This window comes from Chamaesiphon sp. GL140_3_metabinner_50, from assembly GCF_025361915.1.
Lineage (GTDB): Bacteria > Cyanobacteriota > Cyanobacteriia > Cyanobacteriales > Chamaesiphonaceae > Chamaesiphon.
Genome location: NZ_JANYJC010000125.1, coordinates 1 through 3,304, shown reverse-complemented (window position 1 = coordinate 3,304; position 3,304 = coordinate 1). Strand labels below are relative to the sequence as shown.

Genomic DNA, 3,304 nt, shown 5'->3' with positions numbered 1-3,304 from the left:
CCACCGTGGATCGCTAGGATCGATAGTAATCATCCGTCCCGATCCTTTAGATCGATCTACATACACATGAAAAGCAGAAAACGGCAGATTAAACCGTAAATTTGATATTGTGGTGCGATATATTAGGAAATATACAAGCTCTAGCCCTCAACCAGTTGTAATGTGGGATTGCAAGCCATGACATCAACTAATTATGCAACAATGGATCTTGATGAGCTACATCAATACGTGCTTACCCATGGTGAAAATATTCAGGCTTTTCATGTGTATGTAGATCGATCTAAAGGATCGGGACGGATGATTACTATCGATCCTAGCGATCCACGGTGGGAAGAAAACTTAGCCCAAAAAATTGAATCGACAACTTCTGGCGAGGCGGCGAACTAATCGACAGGGTGATTTCTATCTAAGTTAAACCTTGAATAATTAGTTTTGCACTACGATCGTCAATATGGCTTATAACAACTTCACTTTACCAGAAGTTACCGATCGATTTGAACTAACGCTATCTGGATTGCCCTTTTGTGAGGATTTACCAGTTGCAATTCCAAGCGAATTGTTTTTAGCCATTTTTAAGGAGTGGTTTCCACTAGCACAACAAGCTAGATCTGAAAAAGCCAAATCGGAACTATTAATTTCGCCAGTATTATTAGAAGTCAGAAAGCTCGTCAATAATTCGGTTGAGTTGTTTTCTGGTGAAGAATTTAGTGTAGATAAAGAACGGGGTCTGAATGGATTTTGTGACTTTTTGTTGAGTAAATCGACAACTCCTTATTTAATTCAAGCTCCGGTAATAATGTTGGTAGAAGCCAAGCGAGGAGAATTAGATTTGGGATTGGGTCAGTGTATCGCTGAAATGGTAGCAGCACAGTTATTCAATGCTAGTAAAGGTAGAGCGATTCCGGTTATTTATGGTAGTGTGACCAGTGGGCGGCTATGGCAATTTCTCAAGCTTGAAGATAAAAATGTAACCATCGATGCCAATGAGTATCAAATTATGCCAGTCGAGCGAGTTTTAGGTATTCTCAAATGGATGATTGAGAGTCATTAGCAAATCTCTTGTATATTACCTATTTTCTCCCTAATAAGTAATGAAAACGCCACCAAAAGATGACTGCGGAAATGGCAATGCCGATCGATTGCCCGATCCATAAGCCGCTACCGCCGAGTGCGGTGTGAAATCCCAGCCAATAGCCGCTCGTCAAGCCAATTCCCCAGAATGCAAACAGACTGAGTAACATGGGAATGCGAGTATCTTGCAACCCATAGAGGGCACCAATGATAATCTTTTGAGGGCCATCTAAAACTTGGGAAATAGCTGCGATCGTCATCATACCAGTAGCTAAGGTGACAACATTGGCATTTTTTGGATCGTTAATATCGATAAAAATGCCGATAATGCGATCGGGAAATATTAATAAAATTGCTGCCATTAGCAGCATAAATCCTAAGCCAGTCGCCGCGCTAACATAGGTGGCGCGAATCGCACCTGCTAAATTATTTTGCCCGATTTCTCGTCCGACGCGAATCGTTGCCGCATAAGACATTGCCAGCGGTACCATAAATGTAATCGCGATCGTTTGGAGAATAACTTGATGTGCTGCGAGTACTTCGGTACCTAATATGCCCATGAGATAAGTGACGATCGTAAATAGTCCGATTTCTAAGGCGGTAGCAACGCCGATCGGTACGCCGACGCGGATTAATGATGTTAAAATCTGAAAATCGTATTGATAGATCTGCCGAAAAAATCGATAGGTTTTGAGTTCTGTTTGGGTAAGAATGTAGATGACTAACGATAGAAACATCGCCCAGATTGCCAAGATGCTGGCTAGTGCTAAACCAGCGATTCCCAATTGCGGAAATCCCAATTTACCAAAGCCGAGCGCATAGTCGCCGACGATATTAATTATCGTCCCACCGATCGCGATCGCCATGACGACCTTAGTGTGAGACATCGCCGCCACAACGCTCCGCAACAGGGCAAAACCCAAGGCGGGGAAAAATCCCCACACCATGATCTCTAGATAAGTGTTGCCCAATACCACCGTCGTCTCAGCTTGCCCTAAATGGCGCATCAGCAGGTCGAAATTGGCAATACCGAGTGAAACTGGAATAGCTAGCCCAACGACGAGCAGACAGCCTTGACGGACGATCCGCTCGATTTGGGGCTTGTCGCCAGCACCATAAGCGGTAGCCACGATCGGACTTACGCCCATTAAAATCCCTGAAGTCGTATACAAAAATACGCTGAATGTCAGAGCGGCTAATCCACCCGCAGCGAGGGTTTCTAGCCCCATCCGCCCCATCATTAAAGTATCGACAAACCCGATCGCTGCTTGCGCGAGTTGAACGCCTGCTAGGGGGATAGCAAGTTTGAGAAATTCTTTAATTTCTAGATAAATTGGCGATCTATTTAACGCAGATTTGCTGTCAGTCATTTGCTCCAAATTGTGAATTACTACCAGTGAGGCAGATCCCCGAATTATTGAAGAATTCGGGGATCTGTTGTTGTCTAAAATATTGCAGATGCGATCGAACTCACGGTCAATCTCATAACGTACCCTAGTACATAAAACTGATGAAATAGCCTCAAAACTCACTCCCAACGAATGAGGATTAAATAACTTACGTAGGTTGGGTTGAGCCTCGAAACTCAACCTACAGATATGTATATTCTTAACTCTTCATTCCTAAGTACTATTCACTAAAAACTATTAACTATATTTCGAGGCAAGATCTAAGTTTATTTAACTTGATTCGGATCGATATTAATAAACGGAAGTACACCATTACCGCCCATGACTTGAGGGAATTTACCATCCCATTTATCGATTGCTTGTTTTTGCAATAATTCGGCTGTCAGGGTTTCGCGTAATAGGCGTTGGGCTTCGGCTTGCCCCTTGGCGCGGTTGACATTGGCTTCGGCTTCTTGCTCGGCTTCTTGGGCGACGTAGACGGCTCTTTGAGCGCGTTGTTCGGCGATTTGTTTTTCTTCTACTGCTTTAGAAAATTCGGGCGAGAAATCTAGATCGACAACGCTGGTATCGAGAACGATAATTCCATATTTTTCCAGACGATTGCTGAGAGCGAGATCGAAATCTTGTTTGAGTTCGTCGCGTTTGGTAATTGCTTCTTCTACCGTACGTCGAGCGGCGGCAATTTTAAAAGATTCTTGAGTTTGAGGCGCAATAATTTTAGAGACGATATTTTGAAGCGTCCCTTGGGTACGGCGAATATTGACGACTTGTAATGGATCTAACCGAAAATTGATGGCGAAGCTAGCAGTTAAATCTTGTAAGTC

General features: G+C 43.5%; 4 protein-coding genes. 2 read left to right on the top strand and 2 right to left on the bottom strand.

All coding sequences use genetic code 11. The annotated features are described in order from the left end of the window. The first annotated feature begins 177 nt into the window (after nt 1–177). On the top strand, nt 178–387 hold the full coding sequence (locus Q0R35_RS06690) for a hypothetical protein (protein ID WP_295615316.1): 210 nt from the start codon (nt 178–180) through the stop codon (nt 385–387). Between the two features lie 64 nt (nt 388–451). Beyond that, entirely contained in the window at nt 452–1,051 is a 600-nt protein-coding gene (locus tag Q0R35_RS06685) for a hypothetical protein (RefSeq protein WP_295615315.1), read from the top strand. A gap of 19 nt (nt 1,052–1,070) precedes the next feature. On the opposite strand, the gene Q0R35_RS06680 is transcribed toward Q0R35_RS06685, so the two are convergent. Together Q0R35_RS06680 and Q0R35_RS06675 are read right to left on the bottom strand one after the other, a co-directional pair. After that, entirely contained in the window at nt 1,071–2,441 is a 1,371-nt protein-coding gene (locus Q0R35_RS06680) for an MATE family efflux transporter (RefSeq protein WP_295615314.1), read from the bottom strand. A 305-nt stretch (nt 2,442–2,746) separates the two neighbouring features. After that, the coding region (locus tag Q0R35_RS06675) for a prohibitin family protein (protein WP_295615313.1) at nt 2,747–3,304 on the bottom strand (558 nt) is incomplete at its 5' end.

Excerpts from the sequence above, each read along its gene's own strand:
- Q0R35_RS06685 (WP_295615315.1), top strand. The coding sequence starts at position 452 with ATGGCTTATAACAACTTCACTTTACCAGAAGTTACCGATCGATTTGAA.
- Q0R35_RS06690 (WP_295615316.1), top strand. The coding sequence starts at position 178 with ATGACATCAACTAATTATGCAACAATGGATCTTGATGAGCTACATCAA.
- Q0R35_RS06680 (WP_295615314.1), bottom strand. The coding sequence starts at position 2,441 with ATGACTGACAGCAAATCTGCGTTAAATAGATCGCCAATTTATCTAGAA.